At 65.0% G+C, this 22,966-nt stretch carries 17 protein-coding genes; 8 read left to right on the forward strand and 9 right to left on the reverse strand.

Annotated features, from left to right (window positions below; translation table 11 throughout):
- Positions 1–3 precede the first annotated feature (3 nt).
- Positions 4–2,853 carry a type VI secretion system tip protein VgrG gene (locus tag CFB34_RS06920; protein ID WP_089441778.1) on the reverse strand — a complete coding sequence of 950 codons (2,850 nt, stop codon included), beginning with the start codon at positions 2,851–2,853 and terminating at the stop codon, positions 4–6.
- Between the two features lie 424 nt (positions 2,854–3,277).
- Here CFB34_RS06920 and CFB34_RS06925 point away from each other — a divergent pair, with 424 nt between their 5' ends.
- Together CFB34_RS06925 and CFB34_RS06930 are read left to right on the forward strand one after the other, a co-directional pair.
- On the forward strand, positions 3,278–3,895 hold the full coding sequence (locus CFB34_RS06925; RefSeq protein ID WP_089441779.1) for a TetR/AcrR family transcriptional regulator: 618 nt from the start codon (positions 3,278–3,280) through the stop codon (positions 3,893–3,895).
- 168 nt (positions 3,896–4,063) lie between these two features.
- Positions 4,064–5,056, forward strand: coding sequence for a DMT family transporter (locus CFB34_RS06930; protein WP_089441780.1), 993 nt, complete (start codon positions 4,064–4,066; stop codon positions 5,054–5,056).
- An 18-nt stretch (positions 5,057–5,074) separates the two neighbouring features.
- Here the strand turns inward: CFB34_RS06930 and purU are convergent, their stop codons facing one another.
- Together purU and CFB34_RS06940 are read right to left on the reverse strand one after the other, a co-directional pair.
- Positions 5,075–5,959 (reverse strand): formyltetrahydrofolate deformylase, encoded by an 885-nt coding sequence (gene purU / locus CFB34_RS06935; RefSeq protein ID WP_089441781.1) that lies wholly within the window; start codon positions 5,957–5,959, stop codon positions 5,075–5,077.
- Positions 5,960–6,128: 169 nt separating this feature from the next.
- The gene (locus tag CFB34_RS06940) at positions 6,129–7,034 is read right to left on the reverse strand and encodes a LysR family transcriptional regulator (RefSeq protein WP_089441782.1); all 906 of its coding nucleotides are present in this window, start codon (positions 7,032–7,034) and stop codon (positions 6,129–6,131) included.
- A 287-nt stretch (positions 7,035–7,321) separates the two neighbouring features.
- Here CFB34_RS06940 and betC point away from each other — a divergent pair, with 287 nt between their 5' ends.
- The 6 genes from betC to CFB34_RS06970 all read left to right on the forward strand — a co-directional run bounded on the left by betC (position 7,322) and on the right by CFB34_RS06970 (position 15,801).
- The gene (betC, locus tag CFB34_RS06945) at positions 7,322–8,857 is read left to right on the forward strand and encodes a choline-sulfatase (RefSeq protein ID WP_089441783.1); all 1,536 of its coding nucleotides are present in this window, start codon (positions 7,322–7,324) and stop codon (positions 8,855–8,857) included.
- Positions 8,858–8,902: 45 nt separating this feature from the next.
- Positions 8,903–9,871 (forward strand): choline ABC transporter substrate-binding protein, encoded by a 969-nt coding sequence (choX, locus tag CFB34_RS06950; RefSeq protein WP_089441784.1) that lies wholly within the window; start codon positions 8,903–8,905, stop codon positions 9,869–9,871.
- 260 nt (positions 9,872–10,131) lie between these two features.
- Complete coding sequence (locus CFB34_RS06955) at positions 10,132–11,271, forward strand: porin (protein WP_089441785.1); 1,140 nt, start codon at positions 10,132–10,134, stop codon at positions 11,269–11,271.
- Positions 11,272–11,429: 158 nt separating this feature from the next.
- On the forward strand, positions 11,430–12,650 hold the full coding sequence (locus CFB34_RS06960) for an ISL3 family transposase (protein ID WP_089439944.1): 1,221 nt from the start codon (positions 11,430–11,432) through the stop codon (positions 12,648–12,650).
- A 309-nt stretch (positions 12,651–12,959) separates the two neighbouring features.
- The gene (gene cysS, locus CFB34_RS06965; protein WP_089441804.1) at positions 12,960–14,372 is read left to right on the forward strand and encodes a cysteine--tRNA ligase; all 1,413 of its coding nucleotides are present in this window, start codon (positions 12,960–12,962) and stop codon (positions 14,370–14,372) included.
- Positions 14,373–14,550: 178 nt separating this feature from the next.
- Positions 14,551–15,801 carry an MFS transporter gene (locus CFB34_RS06970; protein WP_089441805.1) on the forward strand — a complete coding sequence of 417 codons (1,251 nt, stop codon included), beginning with the start codon at positions 14,551–14,553 and terminating at the stop codon, positions 15,799–15,801.
- Between the two features lie 51 nt (positions 15,802–15,852).
- Here the strand turns inward: CFB34_RS06970 and CFB34_RS06975 are convergent, their stop codons facing one another.
- The 6 genes from CFB34_RS06975 to CFB34_RS07000 all read right to left on the reverse strand — a co-directional run bounded on the left by CFB34_RS06975 (position 15,853) and on the right by CFB34_RS07000 (position 22,962).
- Complete coding sequence (locus tag CFB34_RS06975) at positions 15,853–16,863, reverse strand: inorganic phosphate transporter (protein ID WP_089460191.1); 1,011 nt, start codon at positions 16,861–16,863, stop codon at positions 15,853–15,855.
- A 10-nt stretch (positions 16,864–16,873) separates the two neighbouring features.
- Positions 16,874–17,500 carry a DUF47 family protein gene (locus CFB34_RS06980; RefSeq protein ID WP_089441806.1) on the reverse strand — a complete coding sequence of 209 codons (627 nt, stop codon included), beginning with the start codon at positions 17,498–17,500 and terminating at the stop codon, positions 16,874–16,876.
- A gap of 37 nt (positions 17,501–17,537) precedes the next feature.
- Entirely contained in the window at positions 17,538–18,359 is an 822-nt protein-coding gene (locus CFB34_RS06985) for a 2OG-Fe(II) oxygenase family protein (protein ID WP_179243752.1), read from the reverse strand.
- A gap of 934 nt (positions 18,360–19,293) precedes the next feature.
- Positions 19,294–19,653 (reverse strand): YbjQ family protein, encoded by a 360-nt coding sequence (locus CFB34_RS06990; RefSeq protein WP_089441808.1) that lies wholly within the window; start codon positions 19,651–19,653, stop codon positions 19,294–19,296.
- Between the two features lie 263 nt (positions 19,654–19,916).
- The gene (locus CFB34_RS06995; RefSeq protein ID WP_089441809.1) at positions 19,917–21,170 is read right to left on the reverse strand and encodes a M20/M25/M40 family metallo-hydrolase; all 1,254 of its coding nucleotides are present in this window, start codon (positions 21,168–21,170) and stop codon (positions 19,917–19,919) included.
- Between the two features lie 79 nt (positions 21,171–21,249).
- Positions 21,250–22,962 carry a M36 family metallopeptidase gene (locus CFB34_RS07000; protein ID WP_089441810.1) on the reverse strand — a complete coding sequence of 571 codons (1,713 nt, stop codon included), beginning with the start codon at positions 22,960–22,962 and terminating at the stop codon, positions 21,250–21,252.
- Positions 22,963–22,966 lie beyond the last annotated feature (4 nt).

Consider the following 22,966-nt stretch of genomic DNA (forward strand, 5'->3'; position numbering starts at 1 on the left):
GGCCTATGCATCCGATGAAGGGTTGAGCAGGTCGCTGTAGAGTTGCCGGTGTGCGGCGCGATCGAGGGCGATCGCGTCGCCCTCGGGGAGCGTTTCGTGAAACTGGAAACCCTGATTGGCGAGCGCGCCATTGGCCGCGTCGCGGTAGTCGCCCGGTACCGGAATGTCGTGCGTGACGCCGTTAGCCATCTCCAGCGTGTATTTTTGCGTGGTGACGTGATGGTCGATCGGCAACTGGCCGGTACGGTCCAGCACGCCTTGCTTGACCAAAGCGCCATCAGCATAGAGCTTGTACGGCATGCCTGCCGGCACCACGCTGGTGGCGGATGGGGATGCCATCGTATTTAACGTCAGGCGTCGCGTCGGTAGATTCTTGAACGCCGGATTCGTCACATCCATGCGGGTCGGGCCGCTGAACGTGAAATCGGCACCCTTGAAATCGAGCCTGCCTGGCGCATGAATCTCGATGTTGCCGTCCTTGATCCGGATGTATGCGCCACCCGACGTCAGCAGGATTTCCTGTTGTGCGGAGGCTTGAACCTTCTCTGTTGCCGACGCGAGCAGCAGGGACTTTTGCGCGGTGACCTCGACGTTATCCGCGTGGGCCTGCACCTGAATCTTGCCTTTGGCCGCGAACAGCTTCATGCCGGCGTTCTGCACAAACAGGCTCAACTTCTCGGTGATGCTGGCGACCAGCGATCGTCCCGTTGCGATGTGCGTGCTCTGGCCGCTGACGAGATTGACATGCTGATCTGCCGCGACATGTGCAGACTTCTGAGTCGACAGTGCGATGCCTGCCGGTGCGGCGACCAGAATCACGGGCTGTTTGAATACGCTGGCCTTTCCCGTTCCACCGCCTGCCGTTACGCCGCCGCCGCCCGTGGCCCCTGTTTCGCTGTGAGTGGTTGCATCCGCAAAGGCATGCAATGCCGCATGCCCGTCCTTCAGGCTTTCCGCGCTTGCCGTTTCGCTAGCTTGCGAGAGACCGTCGAGCACGTTGGCAGAGCTTGTCAACTGGTTGGTGGCTGCGCGCGTATCGAGCGGCTGGTTGGCCACCGGATGAGTTGATACGTAGAGTCCGCGGCCCGAACGCAATGCCCCATATGCGTCCGAGCTGAGATCGAAACCGCTGCCGAGATAGTCGCCCCGAGCGTTGCCCGTGTGGTTGATCAGGTAGCCGAGATGCAATTGCGCATTGGTATTGCTACTGTATAGCTGCACACGGTTCTGTCCGGTCGAGTCGTCCATCACCATTTGATTGAATCCGGTTCCCGAAAACTCACGGGACCGATAACCTGACAGCAGGCCATTTGAATGCCATTGTGGCTTGGTTGCGCCGTTGTAGACACGAAGCAGTGCGATCGGCCGATCGATATCGTTGCCGATATGTCCGATGAGCAGTTCTTCACCGGTGCGTGGCATATGGACGCCACCGTAGCCGTCTCCTGCGTCGGACTGGGCAACGCGCACCCAGCACGATGCGCGTTCGTCGCCGTCGTTGTGCCGATCCCACGTGAAAAGAACCTTGATGCGATTCAGATCGTCGGTATACGCTTCCTGGCCACTCGGGCCGACCACGATCGCCGATTCCAGTTTGGCCTCTGGCTTGAGGTGTTCGAACGGACTGCGATATGCGACGGTGGTGCGCTGCGCTTCAAGCGACACACGATAAAAGCCGGTCGAACCATCGGCGTGCGGGACCGAGAACAGGCCACCGGGGTCGTCGTCCTGCACGTTCTTCAGTACGTGATACAGGCTGTGCGGGAAGTTCGTCTCGTACTTGGAGAGCGGCAGATTGTTGACGATGGCCCATTCGACGTCGATCACGGCGAATTCCCGCTGGTTCGCTGGATCGAGGTCGTGCTCGGGATGACCGGTCATCGTGAATCGTCGTCCCGCGTCGGCTCGACGCAGGTTTGCCACGCCGTGATAGCGCTTGGCTTTCGATTCCCACTCCTCCATGCGGAGTTTGGACAGATGGTCGCCGCGATCCTGCTTCGGATAGGTATAGGCGCCCGTATATTCGTAGACTTCCATCTGCGCGGGCACATCGCCTTGATGAGCCATCGTCGGAATCGATGTCGCCTTCGGGTTGGCCGGTGTTGGCGGGTTTTTATAGTCGAACGTTCGCGTCGACAGCAGCACGGACTGCAGCGTGCGTGTCGCCGACCATTGCGTGAAGGTGTCGGCCTCGCCATGGGCGCCGGCACGCGAAAAGGCGACTGTCGGGGGAGACAGCGGCTCGAGCACTTCGAGGCGATCGGTGATCACCAGCGTGTGTGATTTGCCGTCGATCGCCTGCCTCCAGATACCGTATAGCCCTTCTGATTCCAGAATGCGGTGCACGAAGTTCCAATCGGTTTCGTCCTGACGGCAGTACGAACGCGACGGCAGTGGTTGCGCCAGTTCGAACCGATACATACCGCGTGCTTGCGGATGTTGATCCAGTACGTCGGTGATGATCGCGTCGGCGCTTTGGTCTTGCCAGTGACGCTGGTCGCGACGGAACTTCAGGAAATGCATCCAGGATGAGAAGTGCAGTTGGTAGCCGGTCAGCCCGCCGTCTTCGCCCAGTCGCCGGGCTGTGTGGACATACCCGTGATGCGGGAGATAGGACCGGTCGGTCTGCTGGATCCAGAGCGTGACCGGTTGTGAAATCAGCGTCTTGAGAGGGACGTCGCGCGAGAGCGATACGCAATCGACCATGAACAGGTAATCACGCCCGATGCGCGAATGTCCGATGATCTGGTGGGGAATCAGCACGTCGGTGCCGATCGGCGTATCGAGCTTAAGAATACGTCCCTCTTGGGACAGCCCTCCCGTCATTGTCCCAATCATGCTTCGCGCATCCATGCTGACTCTCTCTCTCGTTATTTAGGCATATCGCGCGATTCTACGCGCGCTGAAATTAAATATGAAGAGCGCGCGCTGGATGTTAATTGGTGGTATCGGAACTTTGTCGGACGAAGTATTTTTTTGATTTCTCTCGATAGATCAATGGCATGAAGAGGTTTTTCTTCTACTTGATGAATGCTCGTTTACATGGAGACGAGTTGCGGGTGATTGAAAGTCATTGTTAAGTGAATTGATTTTGTAAGTATTCGGTTTGGTTAATGTTGGGGATGTTGGGTATTCTGCGGGCATCTATTTTGTTTGGTAATTGAAAGAATGAAAATTGCGGTTTTAGAGAGTCATCGCCTGTGTGCAGCCCGTACTCCTAATCTAATTCGATACTCCAACTTGATTTTGAGAACGATCGGTTCTAATATCGCCTTCCATGAGCCCCACGCCGACATCTTCCGGCGCCCGCGATAGGGGGCGCCCACGCGAATTCGACACCGACGAGGTGATCGATGCGGCCGCACGCGTCTTCTGGGAGCAGGGATATCACGCGACGTCGATCGACGCGTTGTGCGAGGCGACCGGCGTCTTTCGCGGCAGCCTGTACCGAACCTTTGGCGACAAGCACGGGCTGCTGGTCGCCGCGTTCGACCGTTATGCGGAAGGTGCGATCGCGCGGCTCAAGGAGCGCCTCGCGGCGGATCTGCCGCCGCGGCAGGCACTCCGGGAGGCGCTGCTGTACTACACGGAAATCGGTGTACGGCTGTCGGAGCGACGCGGCTGCTTCATCACGAATACGGCCGTCGAACTCCTGCCCGGAGACGACGCATTACGCCCATACATCGAATCGACGCTGCTGCGCATCGGCACGCAATTCAGCCTGGCCGTCGCACGCGGGCAGCAGTCGGGCGATTTCGACCGGAATCTCGATCCGGAAGCGGTAGGCCGGTTCCTGCTGTGCCTGATCCAGGGCATGCGCGTGCTGGGCAAGTCGAGTGCGTCGGAGTCGGAGCTGGCATCGATCGTCGATATCGCGATGCGGGCGCTGGCCTGATATTTTTTTGATAATTTTGAGAATGATCGGTTTCAAATGTGGAGCGTGCCGGATGCCCGCATCGAGACCGTGAAGGGCAGGCGAGAACAGCAAGGAAGGTAATAAGACGCTGCCGCTGCGCACATCAGCACCGGCATCATTTTTCAATTAATTTGGGAATGATCGGTCATGAATAACGCAACTCCCGCAACACCTGTCGCGAGCGCGTACGGCAAAGGCATCGTCGCATGTGTGACCGCGACGATCCTGATGGGCGTGATGTTTCCGGTAATGACTGATGCGCTGCGCTACATCGATCCCTTTACATTCACGTCGCTGCGCTATCTGGTCGCCGGCATGGGCTTCCTGGCGTTGCTGGGGATCGTCGAAGGCCCCGGCGCTTTCCGTTCGGCAGGCGAGCCCGTGGCGCTCGCGTGGCTGCTCGGGTCGATCGGCTTTTGTGGATTCGGGTCGTTTGTATTCCTGGGCCAGCAACTGGCCGGCGACGAAGGCGCGCTGACCGCGTCGATCATGATGGCGACGCAGCCGATGATGGGGCTCCTGCTCAACGCAGTGGTGCGGCGCGTCGCGCCCGCGCCGGTGTCGGTGCTGTTCGTCGTGCTGTCCTTTACCGGCGTGGCCCTCGTCATCACGCGCGGCGACGTGATCGCCGCGCTGCGCGAGCCGCAGCACTATGCGGCCAACGCACTGATCATCGTCGGCGCGTTGTGCTGGGTCGTCTATACGTTCGGCGCGGCACGCTTCACCCGCTGGTCGGCGTTGAAATACACGACCTTCACGACGTGGCTCGGCTTGACCACGATCGTCGCGGTCAACCTGCTGCTGATCGTTACGCACCGGATCGCGGCACCGTCACTTGCCGCGGTGCAGGCGGTCCTTCCGCATCTCGCGTACATGGGGCCGGTGGCCGGCTTCGGCGCGATCCTGCTGTGGATGACGGGCAACCGGATTCTCGGGCCGATGAACGGCGTGCTGTTCATGGACATCGTGCCCATTACGGCATTCGCCGTTTCCGCATTCACGGGCGTCGTGCCCAATCATGCACAGATCGCAGGCGCCGCGCTGACCGGTGCGGCGCTGATCCTGAACAACCTGTACCTGCGGCGCAGGGCGCGTCGAATCGGCACGACGCCCGCGCGCGTGCCGTCGGTTTCCACATGAGCGTCGCGCCTTCGCGTGTTACGAAAACACCACCGTCCGATCCCCGTTCAGGAACACGCGCCGCTCGATGAACGCCTTCACCGCGCGCGCGAGCGTGAGCGATTCGACATCACGCCCCACCGCAAGCAACTGCTCCGGCCGCAACGCATGATCGACCCGCTCGACGACCTGCTCGATGATCGGGCCTTCGTCGAGATCGTCGGTGACGAAGTGCGCGGTCGCGCCGATCAGCTTCACGCCGCGCGCATGCGCCTGGTGATACGGCTTCGCGCCCTTGAAGCCGGGCAGGAACGAATGATGGATGTTGATCGCGCGGTTCGCGAGCTTCGCGCTCGTCTCCTGCGACAGCACCTGCATGTAGCGCGCAAGGATCACGAGTTCGGCGCCGCTCGATTCGAAGAAGTCGAGCCACTGCGCTTCCTGCTGCGCCTTCGTCTCGGCCGTGATCGGGAAGTGGCGGAACGGCAGCCCGTGCTGCGCGGCGAGCGGCTCGAAGTCGGGATGGTTCGACACGATGCCGACGATGTCCATCTTCAGCTCGCCCATCCGCCAGCGGAACAGCAGGTCCGCGAGGCAGTGCTCGAGCTTCGACACCATGATTAGCACCTTGGGCCGCGCGTTCACATCGTGGATCGCCCACTGCATGTCGCCCTGCTCGCCACCGAGGCTGGCTGCGATCGGTGCGAATTCGTGGCGCAGCGCATCGATCTGCAGCGTTTCATCCGTCGGATGAAAGACGCAGCGCACGAAGAAGCGGTTGCTGAGATCGTCGTCGAACACGTTCAGCGCATCGACATAGCAGCGATGGCGATCGAGAAAGCCGACGACGGCGGCGACCTGGCCGGCCGCGCTCGGGCACGACAGTGTCAGGACGAATTGATCGGGGCGGTGCTCGGCGGTCATGAGACTCCTCGGATGGCATGGGCGCACGGCCGTGCGGCGGCGCACGAAGGCGCCGCGCCGCGCGGGTAGCGGGAGGCTCAAGTAAATCAGGACGATTTCGGGGCGGATAGAACCAACGCGCCGTGTGGCTGGTATCGGCGCGCCAGCTCGCGGGGGCGCGCTGCGCCCGTCACGCGCTCGCGCACGCGTCGAGCAGCCAGCGCCGGAACACGTGGGTCGCGTCCGGCTCGGGCCGTTGCGGCGGCCGCACCAGGAAGTAGCCGCGCGACGTGACGACCGGCGCGTCGACGGGCTTCACGAGCTGCCCCGACGCGACGAGTTCGTCGACGAGCGGCGACCAGCCGAGCGCGACGCCTTCGCCGAGCAGCGCCGCATGGATCACGAGCGCGTAGCTGTTGAAGGTCACGCCGCGCGCGGCGGCGGCCGTATCGAGGCCGTGCGCGTCGAACCAGCCGGACCACGACAGCCAGCGCTCGGGGCGCGTCGGCTGCACGTGCAGCAGCGGCAGGGCCAGCAAGTGCTCGGCCCGCGCGACGTGCGGGTGCGCGTCGCGGAACGCCGGCGAGCAGACGGGCGTGACCGATTCCGGAAAGAGCCGTGCGGCGGTGCACGACGGCCAGTGCCCGTCGCCGAACAGGATCGCGATGTCGCCATGGTCGCGCTGCGCGTCGTAATCCTGTGACGTGACGACGCGCACGTCGACATCCGGCATCACGCGCTTCAGCCCGGCCAGGCGCGGCATCAGCCAGTAGGTCGCGAAGCCGAAGTCGGTGACGATCGTGAGTGCGCCATGCTCGCGGCGCGCACGCAGGGTCGCGGTCGCGCCGCGCAGCGTGTCGAGGCTCATCCGCACGGCTTCGTACAGGCACTCACCGTCGGCCGTCAGCGTGACGCCGCGCGGGCTGCGCTCGAACAGCGGCACGCCCAGTTCGGCTTCGAGCTGGAACACCTGCTGGCTCACGGCCGGCTGGGTGGAGCCGAGCTCGCGCGCGGCGGCCGTGAAGCTCGCGAGCCGGGCGGCCGATTCGAACGCGCGCAGCGCCTGCATCGACGGTAACGGTTCGGATTTCGACATAAGTCTCTCTAATGGCCCCATAAGGGCCGGACACCTACCCGCGCGAATTCGGGTGGGGGATAGTGCTTCGGACGGTGCGGTACCTGCGCTTCGCGGCCTGCGTCAAAGCCCGCTTCTAAGCCTGCTTCAAAGCCCGCTTCACGGGCACCGCGCCACGCATTCCGCGATTCTAGCCAGCGCGGCCCGCCCGTGCGGCACTTTCGCCGAACTGCTTCCGTCATGCCGGACGTCCCGCTGCGCGAGCGGCGCGCCGCTCCATTCGAACACCGTTTTCCCCACGACAGCCGATGACGAACCCGACACCCAACATCCTGATCCTGATGGCCGACCAGCTCACGCCGTTCGCGCTGCCGGCCTACGGCAATCGCGTCGCGCGTACGCCGACGCTGGACCGTCTCGCCGCGCAAGGCGTCGTATTCGACGCGGCGTACTGCGCGAGCCCGCTGTGCGCGCCGTCGCGTTTCTCGCTGCTGACGGGCAAGCTGCCGTCGGGGATCGGCGCCTACGATAACGCCGCCGAATTGCCGGCGCAAACGCTGACGTTCGCGCACTACCTGCGCGCGGGCGGCTACCGGACGATGCTGTCCGGCAAGATGCATTTCTGCGGGCCCGACCAGCTGCACGGCTTCGAGGAGCGCCTCACGACCGACATCTATCCGGCCGATTTCGGCTGGGTGCCCGACTGGGACAGCCCGACCGAGCGGCCGAGCTGGTATCACAACATGAGTTCGGTGCTGGAGGCCGGCCCGTGCGTGCGCACGAACCAGCTCGATTTCGACGACGAAGTCACGTTCGCGGCGAAGCAGAAGCTGTACGACGTCGCGCGCGAGCGCGCGGCCGGGCACGATGCGCGGCCGTTCTGCATGGTCGTGTCGCTGACCCATCCGCACGACCCGTATGCGATCACGCGCGACTACTGGGATCTGTACAGCGACGACGACATCGACATGCCGGCCGTGCGGCTCGATGCAGCGGAAAGCGACCCGCATTCGCAGCGGCTGCGCTTCGTCTGCGAGAACGACCGCACGCCGCCCACCGACGCGCAGATCCGCGCCGCGCGCCGCGCTTACTACGGCGCGACGTCCTACGTCGACACGCAGTTCGGCAGCGTGCTGAACGCGCTCGAACAGTGCGGATTCGCCGACGATACGATCGTGATCGTCACGTCCGACCACGGCGACATGCTCGGTGAACGCGGGCTCTGGTACAAGATGACGTTCTTCGAAGGCGGCTGCCGCGTGCCGCTGATCGTCCATGCGCCGGGCCGCTTCGACGCCGCGCGCGTGCGTGGGCCCGTGTCGCACGTCGACCTGTTGCCGACGCTCGTCGACCTCACCGGCGCCGCACCGGCCGGCGGCTGGCCCGATCCGGTCGACGGCGCGAGCCTCGTGCCGCACCTGCTCGGCACGCCGGCGCACGACGTCGCGCTCGGCGAATACCTGGCGGAAGGCGCGGTCGCGCCGGTCGTGATGATCCGCAGCGGCGACTGGAAGTACGTGCATTGCCCGCTCGATCCCGACCAGCTGTACAACCTGTCGGACGATCCGCGCGAGCTGACGAATCTGGCCGGCGTGCCGGAAGCGGCCGACGTGCTCGCCGCGTTTCGCGCGCAAGCCGCGCGGCGCTGGAACCTGCCGGAGCTGGACCGTCAGGTGCGCGCGAGCCAGCGGCGCCGGCGCTTCCATTACGCGGCCACGACGCAGGGCCGCATCCAGGCGTGGGACTGGCAGCCGTTCACCGACGCGAGCCAGCGCTACATGCGCAATCACATCGAACTCGACACGCTTGAGGCAATGGCGCGGTTTCCGCGAGTCGGGCGCTGAGCGTACCGCATCGCGATCATTGAAGAACGACGGAGGAAGCGAACCATGAAACGGCAACGCAATGCAGCAATCCGAAGGATCGGCGCGGCGCTCGCCGCTGCCGCGTGCCTGATGACGACGCAAGCCGCGCATGCGGCCGACCCGCAGACGTGCAGCGACGTGAAGATGGCGGCGCCCGGCTGGACCGACATCGACGCGACGAACGCGATGGCGGGCGTCGTGCTGAAGGCGCTCGGCTATCGGCAGGACGTGGCGAACCTGTCGGTGCCGATCACGTACCAGGGGCTCAAGAAAGGGCAGGTCGACGTGTTCCTCGGCAACTGGATGCCCGCGCAGGCGCCGCTCGTGAAGCCGTTCGTCGACGAGAAATCGATCGACGTGCTGCACGCGAACCTGAGCGGCGCGAAGTTCACGCTCGCGGTGCCCGATTACGTGGCGGCCGCCGGCGTGCATACGTTCGCCGATCTCGCGCGCTACGCGGATCGCTTCGGCGGCAAGATCTACGGGATCGAGCCCGGCGCGCCCGCGAACCAAAACATCAAGCGGATGCTGTCCGACCACGTACTCGGGTCCGCGAACTGGTCGCTCGTCGAATCGAGCGAGACGGGCATGCTCACGCAGGTCGAGCGCGCGGTGCGCGACAAGCGCTGGATCGTGTTTCTCGCGTGGGAGCCGCATCTGATGAACACGAAGTTCCACCTGACCTACCTGTCGGGCGGCGATGCGTACTTCGGCCCGAACTACGGCGGCGCGACGGTCAACACGGTCACGCGTACCGGGTTCGCCGGCCAGTGCACGAACCTCGCGCGGCTGTTCCGGCAGATGACGTTCTCCGTCGACGTCGAGAACCGGATGATCGCCGACATGCTCGACCACAAGACGTCGCCCGCGCTCGCGGCGCAGCATGCGCTGAAGGCCGAGCCCGCGCTGGTTGCCGGCTGGCTCGACGGCGTGACGACGGCGGCTGGCGCACCGGGCCTGCCGGCCGTGCGCGCAGCCCTCGACGGGCGCTAATTCCCTCCCTCCGGGCGGCCGGTTTTGACCGTGCCGCCTGTCTACGTGTTTTCCCGATCCGTCGCATCGTGACCATTTGGTGTCGCCTTCAGACGGGTGACCGGAAATATGGGTTTGTATTTTTCGCCAATGGCTGCGTTATTGCGGAAAACGAAATGCCGAAGCCAGCGGGGCGGTCTGAATTGGAATCCACCGGCGCATCGCGGCACGCGCCGGGACGAGATTCTATCCATCGAACGGTTCAGGGAGGGTGGTCGACAATGAAGCAAAAGAAAGTTGCCGTAGCCGCCGCGCTTGCATGCGCGGCCTGTATTCCCGCCATCGGGCATGCGCAAAGCAGCGTGACGCTGTACGGGATTCTCGACGCGGGCATCACGTACGTGAACAACACGGGCGGTTCGCACGTGGTCAAGTTCGATGACGGCGTCGCCTACGGAAACCGCTTCGGCCTCAAGGGCACCGAAGATCTCGGCGGCGGCCTGAAGGCCGTGTTCACCCTCGAGAGCGGCTTCCACCTCGGCAACGGGCAACTCGGCTTCGGCGGCGCGGAATTCGGCCGCCAGGCGTATGTCGGCCTGCAGAACGACTGGGGCACGCTGTCGTTCGGTAACCAGCTCGACATCACGAACGAACTCGTATCGATCTACAACATCTCCGCGTGGGGCAGCGGCTATGCGATCCACCAGGGCGACTTCGACCGCTTCAACGGCGACCGCCTGCCGAACTCGGTGAAGTTCCTGTCGAACGATCTCAGCGGCTTCAAGTTCGGCGCGATGTACTCGTTTGGCAACGTCGCGGGCAACTTCCACCGCAACAGCGCCTGGAGCGCGGGCGCGAGCTTCACGAAGGGCGACTTCTCGATCGGCGCTGCGTACACGCGCCTGAACAACCCGAACGGCATCTATGCGTTCGACCCGTACGCGATGATCGGCACGCACACGTTCCTCGGCCAGCAGACCGTCACCGTCGATCCGGCGACCGGCGCACGCACCGACCTGTTCGCGAACACCGCGATGGACGTCGACAGCCAGGGCACGTTCGGCGTCGGCACCAGCTACACGATCGGCAAGCTGACGCTCGACGCCAACTACTCGTACACGACGATCAAGGGCTTCGGCCAGTCGTCGCACATGCAGGTGTACGAAGGCGGCGGCCTGTACCAGTTCACGCCGGCGCTGAGCCTCATCGCGGGCTACCAGCACACGCGCTTCGAAGGCCACCACTGGAACCAGGGCACGGCCGGCCTGCACTACCTGCTGTCGAAGCGCACCGACATCTACATCTCCGGCGATTACCTGCGCGCGTCGCAGGGTGTCGATGCGGTGGTCGGCTACAGCTTCACGCCGTCGACGACGCAGACGCAGGCCGACGTGCGGATCGGGATGCGGCATTCGTTCTGAGCGGGATGGGGTGGGGCAGCGACGTCTTCAGCGAGCGGTCTCTCTTTGGCGCGAACCTCGGTTCGCGCTTTTTTTTTGGTTCATCGCGGGAAACCGTGGAGCGTTTGAGGGGGATTGCGTAACCTGACGCCTGACTTTAAGGACGTCAGGAGGAGCAATTGCTCGATCGCAAGGCACTTCAGGCACTGGGCAGCTGGACGGGCTATCGGTTAGAGCGGGTGGAATGGCCGGAAGGAGAAGGCCGTACGCTGTCGCTGCATTTGAAGCCGGTCAGCAAGGTGATGTACTGCGAGCAATGCGGTGCACGGTGCCATCAAATCCACGAGACGACGGTTCGCCGCGTGCGCGATCTGCCGTTGTTCGAGTACCGGGTGGTGCTGCACGTCCCCCGCCGCCGGGTCTGGTGCGAACGCTGCGGCGGTCCGCGACTGGAGAAGCTGGTGTGGCTGGGCCGTTACCAGCGAGTGACGGAGCGATTTGCCAAGGCCTGCGAGAAACTGCTGCAAGCGGCCAGCGTACAGGCAGTGGCGGCTTTCTACGATCTGGGCTGGCACACGGTCAAATCGATCGACAAGATGCGCTTGCAAGCGCGTGTGGCTGAGCCGGACTGGTCGACGATCCGCTATCTGGCGATGGACGAGTTTGCACTCCATAAAGGCCATAGGTATGCCACGGTGGTGGTCGATCCGATCGGCCGGCAGGTGCTCTGGATTGGATCGGGACGCTCACGCGAGACGGCCCGCGCCTTCTTCGAGCAGCTTCCTGAGGGTGTCGCCGAGCGCATCGAAGCAGTCGCGATCGACATGACCACGGCCTACGAGTTGGAAATCAAGGCGCAGTGTCCGCAGGCCGAGGTGGTCTACGACCTGTTCCACGTCGTGGCCAAGTACGGGCGCGAGGTGATCGATCGGGTACGTGTGGATCAGGCCAATCAGTTACGCCATGACCGGCCGGCCCGCAAGGTATTGAAATCCAGTCGCTGGCTGCTGCTGCGCAACCGCCACAACCTGAAGCCCGAGCAGTCCGTGCATCTGAAGGAACTGCTGGCAGCGAATCAGCCCTTGTTGTGCGTCTACGTGCTACGCGACGAACTCAAACGGCTCTGGTTCTACCGAAAGCCTGCCTGGGCGGAAAAGGCCTGGGAACACTGGATCGAGCAGGCCCGGCAAAGCGGGATTGCCGCGCTGCAACTGTTCGCGCAGCGCCTACAGGGTTACTGGCACGGAATCCTCGCCCGCTGCCGCCATCCGCTCAATACCAGCGTCGTCGAAGGCATCAACAACACCATCAAGGTCATCAAACGTCGGGCCTACGGGTATCGCGACGAGGAATACTTCTTCCTCAAGATCCGCGCCGCGTTCCCCGGTAATCCGCGATGAACCTTTTTTTTGCCGGGCGTGACCGGGCACGAAAGCCGTCCGGCCCGTGCCGTCAGCGTGGCCACCGCCCGGGGAACAGCGGTCGGACGGTATTGACCATTGCCGTCTATAGGCGCTAGCATCGTCCGCATGCTGAATCGCGCCATTTCCCCCTCCTCGTTCGTTCGTGCATGTTGTCAGAACATGCCAGGGGGAAGTTGCGTCTAGCGCATTCGCTAAACATTCAAGCAATCGCCTTCCGGCCGCCTGTGATGCAAGACAGGCGGCCTTTTTGTTTTTGGGCCCACTCCTTCGGGACGGAGAAACTCGATGCCGCTTGCGCTGTATGACACCTGGTCGCGTACCGTGCGCCCCTTCACGCCTATCCAGGCCGGGCAGGTCGGCATGTATTGCTGCGGCCCGACGGTCTACGACGACGCCCACATCGGCAACCTGAGAACCTACGTGTTCGAGGATCTCCTGCGCCGTGTACTGGCGCGCAACGGCTACGCGGTCCGGCACGTCGTCAATATCACCGACGTCGGCCACCTGACGTCGGATGCGGACGAAGGCGAAGACAAGATGGAGAAGGGCAGCCGTCGGACCGGCGAATCGGCATGGGCCATCGCGCGGCGCTACACCGAGGCGTTCGTCCGCGACTGGCACGCGCTCAACCTCCTCGAGCCGACGGTGTGGTGCCGCGCCACCGATCACATCGCCGAACAGATCGCGTTCATCGAAACGCTCGACCGGGGCGGCTACGTCTATCGGACGGACGACGGCCTTTACTTCGACACCAGTCGGCAGGACGACTACGGGTATCTCGCGCGGCTGGACCGCGCGGGGTTGCAGGCGGGCAAGCGGGTGGCGCTGGGCGGGAAGCGGAGCATCACGGATTTCGCGTTGTGGAAGTTCAGCCCGGTTGACGTCCAGCGGCAAATGGAATGGGACAGCCCGTGGGGGCGCGGCTTTCCGGGCTGGCATATCGAATGCTCGGCGATGTCGGCGAAGTATCTCGGGACGTTGTTCGATATCCATTGCGGCGGCGAGGATCATATCGCCGTGCATCACAGCAACGAGATCGCGCAGACGCGGGCAGCCCACGGCACGCAGCTCGCGAACTACTGGATGCACGGGCACTTCCTGACGCTCGACGCCGATACGAAGATGTCGAAGTCGAGCGGCGCTTTCGTTCGTCTGCAGACCTTGCAGAGCCGCGGTGTTGATCCGCTCGCGTACCGATACCTGTGCCTGACGGCCCACTATCGAAGCAAGCTGCATTTCACGTGGGCGTCGCTCGACGCGGCACACACCGCGCTGAATCGGCTCAGGCACCTCCATGCCGGCTGGCCGGACGGCGGGCGCGTCGATGCGGATTTCGCCGCGCGATTCGATGCCGAAGTGAACGAGGACCTGAATCTGCCGAGGGCGCTCGCGGTGCTGTGGGACCTGGTCAGGAGCAACCTGCCGCCAGCCACCCTGAAAGCAACCGTCGACAGCTTCGACGCGGTGCTGGGTCTCGGCTTGCGCGAATGGCGGCCGGTTGCGTTCGACGTTCCGGACCATGTCCGCGGGTTGCTCGGTGAGCGTGAGCGCGCGAGGGCGGACAAGGACTGGGCGCAGGCCGACCGGATCCGGGCAGCGTTGAGCGCCGAGGGCTGGAGAGTCGAGGACACGCCGGAAGGGCAACGCGTGTTCGGCTTCGCGACGGATTCGAGCGATACGGGCGGCCCGCCGCAGTAATGCGCGCGGGCCGCCTGCGTCGGAACATCCTGTCGCCGGACATCGACCCGGCGGCCGCGCTCGACGTGGCCGCCGGAATCGTCGGCACTCACGCCTGCGGCCCGTTTTCCGCGGTTGGCATATCATCGCGCTTTGGCCGCGTCGGTACCGGCGCGCAGCGCCGCCTGCCGAGACCTCGATGACCGACTCCGTGCCCGACCCTAGTCCTTTATCCCCGTTACCCGCCAACCTGTTCCGCCATGTCCCGTTCCAGCGTTTCTGGGGCACGCGCGTCATGTCTTCCCTGGCGTTCCAGATCCTGTCGGTTGCCATCGGCTGGTACGTCTACGCACTCACGCACAGTGCGTTCGCGCTGGGCCTCGTCGGTCTCGCGCAGTTCGTGCCGATGTTCGCGCTGACGCTCGTCGTCGGGCAGGTGGCCGACCGCTACGATCGCCGGCGCATCGCGACGATCTGCCAGGGCGTCGAGGCGCTGGCCGCCGGCGTGTTCCTGCTCGGTGCCACGCAAGGGTGGCTGGCCGCACCGGCCGTCTACGCGCTCGCGGCGATCGTCGGCACGGCCCGCGCGTTCGAGTCGCCGTCGGTGTCGTCGCTGCTGCCGGCCGTCGTGCCGCGTACCGACTTGCCGCGCGCGACCGCGCTGTCGACGTCCGCGAACCAGGCCGCGCAGATTCTCGGGCCCGCATTCGGCGGGCTGCTGTATGGCGTGGGCGCGCCCGCGGCGTTCGGCACGAGCGTCGTCGCCTTCGCGATCGCGGCGGTGCTGAGCGGCACGATTCCGCTGCGCAGTGCGCCGCCCGCCCGCGAGCCGGTCACGCTGCGCTCGGTATTTTCGGGGATCGCGTTCATCCGGCGCGAGCCGGCGATTCTCGGCGCGCTGTCGCTCGACCTGTTCGCGGTGCTGTTCGGCGGCGCGACCGCGCTGCTGCCGATCTACGCGCGCGACATCCTGCAGGTCGGCCCGTGGGGGCTCGGTGCGCTGCGTGCGGCGCCTGCCGTCGGCGCGCTCGCGGGCACGCTGTGGCTCACGCGGTTCCCGCTGAAGGGGCGGCCGGGCCGCGCGATGTTCGGCGGCGTGATTGCATTCGGCATCGCGACGATCGTGTTCGGGTTGTCGCGGCACTTCGCGCTGTCGCTCGTGGCGCTGGCCGCGCTCGGCGCGTCGGACGTCGTCAGCGTCGTCGTGCGGCTGTCGCTCGTGCAACTGCGCACGCCCGACGACATGCTCGGGCGCGTGAGCGCGGTCAATTCGCTATTCATCGGTACGTCGAACCAGCTCGGCGAATTCGAGTCGGGCGTGACGGCCGCATGGTGGGGCGCGCCCGCGGCGATCGTCGTGGGTGGCGCCGCGACGATTGGGGTCGCGCTCACGTGGATGCGGCTGTTTCCGCAGCTCACGAACATGAAGTCGCTCGAGCGCGACGCGTGACGTAGGGTGCGGGATGCGTCCTGCGTCACGCATACGGTCGCGTCGAAGCAATCAGAAGATCCGGTGACCAATCCACCATCCGCCGGCCGCAAACAACGCGGCTGCGGGCAGCGTCAGCACCCATGCCCACACGATGTTGCCGGCCACGCCCCAGCGCACGGCCGACAGCTTCTGCGTCGCCCCGACGCCGACGATCGCGCCGGTGATCGTGTGCGTGGTCGACACCGGAATGCCGAGGAACGACGCGAGGAACAGCGTCATCGCGCCACCGGTTTCCGCACAGAAACCGCCGACCGGCTTGAGCTTCGTGATCTTCTGGCCCATCGTGCGCACGATGCGCCAGCCGCCGAACAGCGTGCCGAGGCCCATCGACAGGTAGCACGCACCGATTACCCACGCCGGCGGCGCATCGGCGGTCGCCGACGCATAGCCCGACGCGATCAGCAGCATCCAGATGATGCCGATGGTCTTCTGCGCGTCGTTGCCGCCGTGGCCAAGGCTGTACAGCCCGGCCGACAGCAGTTGCAGCCGGCGGAAGCGCCGGTCGACCTTGCTGGGCGCGGTACGGAAATACAGCCACGACACGCCGAGCATGAACAGCGAGCCGAGGATGAAGCCGAGCAGCGGCGAGATGAAGATGAACGCGATGGTCTTCAGCAGCCCGTCGATGTTCAGCGAGCTCCAGCCCGACTTGGCGAGCGCCGCGCCGACGAGGCCGCCGATCAGCGCGTGCGACGAGCTCGACGGAATCCCGTAGTACCACGTGATCACGTTCCAGCCGATCGCACCGACCAGCGCGCCGAAGATGACGTAGTGGTCGACGATCTCGGGGTCGATCGTGCCTTTACCGACGGTCTGGGCGACTTTCAGGTGGAAGATGAAGTACGCGATCACGTTGAACGCGGCCGCGAACACGACGGCCTGCTGGGGCTTCAGCACCCCGGTCGACACGACGGTGGCGATCGAGTTCGCCGCGTCGTGAAAGCCGTTCATGAAGTCGAATACGAGCGCGACGAGCACGAGTGCCGCGACCATCCATAGGGCGAGTTGTATCGAATGCATCGTGGTCCGCTCAGGCGTTTTCCAGCACGATGCCTTCGACGATGTTCGCGACATCCTCGAATTTATCGGTGATCCGTTCGAGCAGGTCGTAGACGCCCTTCAGCTTGATGAGCGTCTTCACGTCGATGTCGTCGCGAAAGAGTTTCGAGATCGCCGATCGCAGCACGCGGTCGGCGCGGGTCTCGAGCGCGTCGATCTCTTCGCACGCCTTGAGGATCTGCGCCGACTCTTTCATGTCGGACAGCAGGTTGACCGCGATCTGCGTCTGCAGTGCAGACTGCACGACGATGTCCGCGAGTTCGCTGGCCTCCTCGGTGACCGACTTCAGGTCGTAGACCACGACGGTGGTCGCGACGTCCTCCATCAGGTCGAGGATGTCGTCCATCGTCGTGACGAGCTTGTGGATCTCGTCGCGATCGAGCGGTGTGATGAACGTCTTGTGCAGCAGGTCGATCGCATCGTGTGCGAGCTTGTCGCCGGTTCGTTCGGTGGTCTGGACGTTGGCCATGGCCAGCTCGGCATCGTCGAGATTGTCGAGAAGCATCTGAACCTCGCACGCGGCGAGGACGATGTGCTGCGCATGCGTGTCGAACAGGTCGAAGAAACGGTTTTCGACGGGGAGGAAGCGTCCAAGCATGGATTCTCCGGGGAAAAGGTGAGCGGGATGACGCGGGTCAGGCCGCGCACGGGCGGCATAGCGCGCGGTTACCGAACGCGACGTGCCGGCCTTCGGCGAGTGCGCGCAAGTCCAGCGGCCGCTGGTTGACGATCGTGCTGGCGTGCCCGGCCGACAGGTCCGGGTTGACGAAGTACATCAGCGACTTGCGCGGTGTGCGGGTGCGCGGGCGTTCGACGGCGTGCTGCATCGCCGGCACTTCGCCGTCGGTGAGCGCCTCGAGCAGTGAACCGGCCAGCACGATCATTTCGTCGGGCCGCGGCAGCGCGGAAAGCGGCGACGAGTCGGGGAGCAGGATCAGGCCGGGTGCGGTCGGCCGGATGAACGACAGCAGGTGGCCGTCTTCGTGCGGATCCTGCAGGTACGCGCGGTCGTGGCTGCCGTGATGCTGCTCGTACGCGCAGAACTGCAGGTAGGAGCTGTGCCGGACCGGCGGCTGCGGCGTACCGCCGAGGTTGTCGCACACCGCATCGAGCAGGTCCTGCGCGATCGTGTGGATGCAGGCTTCGTAGGCGGCCATCTCGCGGTAGAACGCGGATTTGGCCAGCGCAAAGCCGTGATGCGCGTCGCGCCGCGCAACCCAGTAGCAGAACCGGTCGCACAGATCGGGGCGCTCGGGCGTATGCGAGTATTCGAGCCCGAACGGCAGGAAGCCGTCGGTCTGGTCGGGAAACGAGAACGCGTGCTTTTGCTTGCGATTCAGCTGGTCATAGGCGGCCGCGAGGCGGTCGAAATGCATGAGCAGTGCGCACGGCATCTTGAAGTAGACGTAGCTGTCGCGGATCAGCCGGCTGGCATGGAGTTTTATACGGTTGTGCATGGTGTTCTCCCGGTACATCGGACATGGCGTGGCGCCGAACGCGGGCATTGCCGCGTGACAGGCGCATGAGAAGGCGGGCGTGGCGGCGCGACCCGGTCGGCGTCATCGCGGCGTGCGTGACGAAGCCGCTTTGGATCGACGTAAATGACCGGTGGGGTGGCGACGCGGGAGAGCGTCCTGGCGGCCGTCGTGTGCGAACCGGTGCGGCCGGTTCGGCTGAGCGGAGAGATCGAGTCGTTTCATGCGTGCTCCAGGCGCCGGACTGCACACGGCGGGAGCGTCATGACGTCAACGACGGACGAGCGCTTCCCGCCGCGCCGCGTCGGGCGCGATCGGCTGATAAGAGGCTGGGAGTCGAGGGTTCGCCGGCAGGGCGTGCGAACGCGTGCCGGCGCAGCTTAATCGGCTAGGGTCGTCGTCCATTTCGAACTCCTGTCTATTGGCGTAGCGCGTGCGTGAACCTGGGCCGTGCACGCGCGGGCATGCGGCCGGACACACGCACGCGACGCGGGTCACGTACGGATGCCGCTCGCGTGTCGAGCGGCGACTGAATTGTCGAGTACGGGAATTTCGGATCGACGGCAGGCCGATCCTGAAAGACGCCGCATCCTGCTATCCCGGGATGCGGCAGAAGACAAGGCTCTGCGAAGCTTCCTCAGGCGGCAGTCAGGTTGGTGCAGGACCAACTACAACTCGCATCGGTAGGCACAGAAGCCTCCATGAATGAAAACGAGTGCGATGGTAAGAGGGAACCGCGCGGCGCGTCAATCGAAAACTTCGCGTGGTTTTCGCGCGGGGTTCGCCTGCCCGTGGCGTCGGCGCGGGCGGGCAGCGTTGCCGATGCACCGGGCCGATTTCGGCATATCGGGCAAGGCCCGTCGGGCCGTGACGGCGGCGCGGTTTTCGTGCTTCGCGCCGGCGCCAGCGCCGGGCCTCACGCGGGTTCGACGATGACGGCCGTGCCGTAGCAAATCACTTCGGTCACACCCGAACCGATCTCGGTCGAGTCGTAGCGCATCGCGACGATCGCATTCGCGCCGAGCTTGCGCGCATCGGCGAGCATCTTGTCGAACGCATGCTCGCGCGCCTTCTCGCACAGCGACGTATAGAGCGTGATGTTGCCGCCGAAGATCGTCTGCAGCGACGCACCGAACGAGCCGACGATCGAGCGCGAGCGCACGATGATGCCTTGCGCGACGCCGAGCGAGCGGACGGTCGTGTAGCCGGGCAGGTCGAACGCGGTCGTCACGCGAGCGGGCGAAAGATCGTCGAGGGAGCGAGGGATATCGGTCATGACGGGACGTGGGTAGCGGAGTGGTCGAACGACGATTCTATCCGGACGCGGGCGCGAAGCCGGCGGCGAGACCTGAGCGATATCGCGACGTCGCCGGTTGTCCGATCAGGCGGCGGCATTCTTTAACAAATGTATCGGCGAATGCCGGCAGCGGCCATTGCAGCTGCGATGAGCATGCATCATTACCGGATCCTGGCCGCGCGGGTTCGAACGAAGTCGCCGGGAAGGAAGCGCGCACGCGCCACCTTCCCGGCCGCACGCCGTCAGGGCTTCACGGACGTCCCGCCGTCGCCACCGAGATCGACCGCGTAGGCCAGCGCCAGCTTGCCGAACTTCAGCGCATGATTCGCCTGGCGATCCGAATTCTCCAGCGTGTCGTTCACGGTATGGATATACGGGCTGTCGTTCTGGTCGGCCTCGAACGGGAACGACGCCGGATACCCTTGCGCATTCCACGACGCATGATCCGAGCATGCATACCCGCACTGCGACGTGCCGATCGCGAGTTCCGGCAGGTAGGTCTTCGCCAGGTTCGTCAGGTAGGTGTTCTGCGACGCGTTCGTGTAGTCGGTGATCAGGTAGATGTCCTTCGGATCGCCCTTGTAGTTCGTCATGTCGAGCTGCAGCACGCCGACCACATTCGCATTCTGCGCGCGGAACTGCTTCGCGATCGCTTTCGAGCCGAGCAGCCCGGCTTCCTCGGCTGCATACCCGACGAACTTGATCGTGCGCTTCGGCTTGTAGTGGTTCGCCAGCAGCACGCGCAGCGCTTCGGTGAGGCTGGCGATGCCCGATGCGTCGTCGTCCGCGCCGGGCGAGCGCGTGTTCTCCGTCGTGCGGCCGACCGTCGAATCGAGGTGGCCGCCCAGCACGACGGTGCCCGCGGCCGGATCGCTGCCGCGAATCGTCAGGATTACGGATTTCTGCGGAAAGCCGGTGTGCGCGAACTGCTCGACGGTGATGTCGGCGCGCGAGCCCGCCAGCTGCTTCCACTGCAGTGCGAGCCAGTCCGATGCGGCGACGCCGTGCGACGTCGTGTAGTAGCGGTTCGTGAAGCCGGACAGCGACGTAATCGTGCCGACGATGTTGCTGGCCTGCAGCTGCTGGAGCCACGTGCCGATCTGCGGCGCGTTCGATACCTTGTACACGACGGCGGCGGCCTGTTTCGCGAGCGTCGGCGGCAACGGCTGCAGTGCCTGGCGCGCGTCGTCGAACGAGTCGTGCACGACATAGCCGGGCCCGTGGCCGCGCGTATGGTGGACGGCATGGGCCAGCTCGCCGAGCCGTGAATCGTCGATTTCGACGACGTGAACGACTTCGCGGCGCGCGGCGCCGTCGGCCGTCTTGCCCGCGTCGACGGTCGTGCTGTACCGCGCGGTGGCGCCGGCGTCGATGCGTTGCAACTGGCGGAACGCCGCGTCGCCGAGTGTGATCCACACCGGCGTCGCATGCGCGGCGGCGGTCAGCAGCATGCCGCCCAGCGCGGCGCTCAGGCGGGTCAGTTTCAGAGTAGGCATGTTCGATCTCCTGAGGATGGCGATGTCGAGGAAGCGGGCGCGCCGCAGGTCGTGCGACACGCCCCCGCCTGCTGCGGAATTACGACTTCTTCGGTACGGTCACGCCGTACGTGCAACTCTGGTTGTACGCATTGCCGATCGCGGTGAGCTGCGCGCTGCTGTAGCCGAGCGCGGACGCTGCCGTCAGCACGGCCTGCGCGGCGGCCTTCTGGTTGGTCGAGCTGTTGGTCATCGACAACCCTTTCAGGAATGCCTTGTCCATCGCCTGCGCACCGATCGCATCGCGCGCGACGAGGTTGCACGACGCCCAGTACTGGCCGGCTGTATGGATCTCCGCGCCGCGTGCCTGCGCGTAGGTGCGCCCGACGTTCCAGTTGGTCACGCGGCCGCCCCAGAACTCGTTGTGGCCGTCCCAGTTGTAGACCCAGTGGTATTGCGCATCCGACGGGCTCCACTGGTTGAAGTCGCGGCTGTACGCGGCGGCGAGATAGTCGCCGGTGCCTTCCGACAGCCCTTCCTGTTGCGACAGGCCGCCGTTCGTCACCCAGTCGTGGATGCCGTGGCCGAGTTCGTGGATCACGACGTCCGCGTCCTCGGCATCGTCGACGCCGCCTTGCCCGAAGGTCAGCCGGCCGCTGCTCGACGAGTACGACGAGTTGTCGTCGCCCGATTCGCCGTGCGGGTCGTACTGCACGCCGCCGGTGTACTGGTACGGCAGCGCCTTGATGCCGAGCGTCTGGTTCACGTAACGCAGGAACGTGTCGATGTGGTAGTACGCGTTCACGGCCTCGAAGTACAGGTTGCCGCGCGTGAACTCGAACGCGGGCGTCGTCTGCACGGGGCACGCCTTGTCGAGCGGCGCGTCGAAATCGACGCATACCGCATACGGACCCGACAGCGAATAGCGCCCGCCCGACTGCGCGAGATCCTTCAGCGCGACGCGCACGCGTGCGGCGGTGAGCTGCGACGAATCGGCGTCGTTGTTGTCCTTGAATCCCGTGCTGCCGTAGCTGCTCTTGGTCGGCGACAGCGGGTCGGGCCGGAACACGAAGCCCGTGCCGTCGGTCGCGTAGAACGCCTTGTCCTCGGCGCGCAGCACGTCGCCGCTGCCCGAGTCGATCAGCAGCTCCCAGTCGCCTTTCGGGCCGTCGTTCGGGCGGCCGCGCACTTTCCACGCGGTATGCGTGCCGGCCTTGTCGACGAACGCCACGAGCTGCGCATCCAGGTTCGAGAAGCCGCTCACGCCGAGATACGCGCGGGCGCGGTCGAGCGCCTGCTGCTGGTCGACGGCCTGCGCCTTGCGCGACGTCGCGACCACGCCGTTGATCGTGTTGCTCGCGACGTACAGGATGCGGCCGTCCTTCGCGACCGTCACCGCGATGTCGCTGCCGTACACGGGCAAGCCGGCCGCCTGCTGCTGCAGGCGCACGACGGTGAAATCGGCGTCGGTGCGCTCCGACGTGACGACGAGGCTCGCGAGCGCGGTCGCGTCGAGCCCGAGTTGCGTGGCTTGCGACGCGACGAAGTCGCGCGCGGTGGCGGCGGGCGTCGTGGCGGTTTTCTTCGCGCGATATGCGGGGTTGTACAGCGTGACCGCGACGCCGTCCGCGCGGAACTGCCCGGCGGCCGTATCGGCCTTGGCGGCCGGCGGCGCGACGCCGCGCGTCAGGCTTTCGCGCAGGCTCGTTGCTTGCGGGTTCGACACTTTCGTATCGGCCGCGGTGCCGCCGACGATGCCGAAACCGAGCGCGAGACCCAGGGCGAGCGGCAGTGCTTTGCGTGATGTCTGCATACGT

Source organism: Burkholderia sp. HI4860, from assembly GCF_002223045.2.
Taxonomy (GTDB): Bacteria; Pseudomonadota; Gammaproteobacteria; order Burkholderiales; family Burkholderiaceae; genus Burkholderia.

Excerpts from the sequence above, each read along its gene's own strand:
- CFB34_RS06920 (WP_089441778.1), bottom strand. The coding sequence starts at position 2,853 with ATGGATGCGCGAAGCATGATTGGGACAATGACGGGAGGGCTGTCCCAA.
- CFB34_RS06925 (WP_089441779.1), top strand. The coding sequence starts at position 3,278 with ATGAGCCCCACGCCGACATCTTCCGGCGCCCGCGATAGGGGGCGCCCA.
- CFB34_RS06930 (WP_089441780.1), top strand. The coding sequence starts at position 4,064 with ATGAATAACGCAACTCCCGCAACACCTGTCGCGAGCGCGTACGGCAAA.
- purU (WP_089441781.1), bottom strand. The coding sequence starts at position 5,959 with ATGACCGCCGAGCACCGCCCCGATCAATTCGTCCTGACACTGTCGTGC.
- CFB34_RS06940 (WP_089441782.1), bottom strand. The coding sequence starts at position 7,034 with ATGTCGAAATCCGAACCGTTACCGTCGATGCAGGCGCTGCGCGCGTTC.
- betC (WP_089441783.1), top strand. The coding sequence starts at position 7,322 with ATGACGAACCCGACACCCAACATCCTGATCCTGATGGCCGACCAGCTC.
- choX (WP_089441784.1), top strand. The coding sequence starts at position 8,903 with ATGAAACGGCAACGCAATGCAGCAATCCGAAGGATCGGCGCGGCGCTC.
- CFB34_RS06955 (WP_089441785.1), top strand. The coding sequence starts at position 10,132 with ATGAAGCAAAAGAAAGTTGCCGTAGCCGCCGCGCTTGCATGCGCGGCC.
- cysS (WP_089441804.1), top strand. The coding sequence starts at position 12,960 with ATGCCGCTTGCGCTGTATGACACCTGGTCGCGTACCGTGCGCCCCTTC.
- CFB34_RS06970 (WP_089441805.1), top strand. The coding sequence starts at position 14,551 with ATGACCGACTCCGTGCCCGACCCTAGTCCTTTATCCCCGTTACCCGCC.
- CFB34_RS06975 (WP_089460191.1), bottom strand. The coding sequence starts at position 16,863 with ATGCATTCGATACAACTCGCCCTATGGATGGTCGCGGCACTCGTGCTC.
- CFB34_RS06980 (WP_089441806.1), bottom strand. The coding sequence starts at position 17,500 with ATGCTTGGACGCTTCCTCCCCGTCGAAAACCGTTTCTTCGACCTGTTC.
- CFB34_RS06985 (WP_179243752.1), bottom strand. The coding sequence starts at position 18,359 with ATGCACAACCGTATAAAACTCCATGCCAGCCGGCTGATCCGCGACAGC.
- CFB34_RS06990 (WP_089441808.1), bottom strand. The coding sequence starts at position 19,653 with ATGACCGATATCCCTCGCTCCCTCGACGATCTTTCGCCCGCTCGCGTG.
- CFB34_RS06995 (WP_089441809.1), bottom strand. The coding sequence starts at position 21,170 with ATGCCTACTCTGAAACTGACCCGCCTGAGCGCCGCGCTGGGCGGCATG.
- CFB34_RS07000 (WP_089441810.1), bottom strand. The coding sequence starts at position 22,962 with ATGCAGACATCACGCAAAGCACTGCCGCTCGCCCTGGGTCTCGCGCTC.